Origin of the sequence: Enterobacter sp. IF2SW-B1, assembly GCF_001743375.1 — a bacterium.
In the GTDB taxonomy this organism is placed as follows: domain Bacteria; phylum Pseudomonadota; class Gammaproteobacteria; order Enterobacterales; family Enterobacteriaceae; genus Enterobacter; species Enterobacter bugandensis.
In genome coordinates, this window is the sequence record NZ_MJAA01000380.1 from 1 (window position 1) to 359 (window position 359).

Sequence of the window (359 nt, forward strand, 5' to 3'; positions counted from 1 at the left end):
ACCAGCTGACCGCAGCTGGCTTCATCCCACTCCATCTGGATCTCAGGGACCGGCACCACGCTTTTTTCCTGCGGCTTGCGGGTGGCAAAATCTTCATCCTGCGGGTGCCAGCCCATCGCTTTCCAGACGATGGCAAGGGCTTCAAACATGCGGCGACGGAAAATCTCGCGCGCCTGCTGCGGCAGGGCCGCGGGCCGGGTCTGGAGCCGGGGGCGCTGCGGGCGGGGCGCGGCCGGGAAGCCCAGGCGCTGGCGGGTGGCGACGCTGTTGATCTGGCCCAGGGCCTGGGCCAGCAGCTCGCACAGCTTGTGCGTCATCAGCGTGCTGCGGCTGTACTGCGGCGATATGTCGGGCAGCCG

General features: G+C 68.2%; 1 protein-coding gene. It reads right to left on the reverse strand.

Going from position 1 to position 359, the window contains the following annotated elements:
- A partial coding sequence (locus A6013_RS24730) for a virulence factor SrfB (protein WP_175437447.1) occupies positions 1-359 on the reverse strand: 359 nt, incomplete at both ends.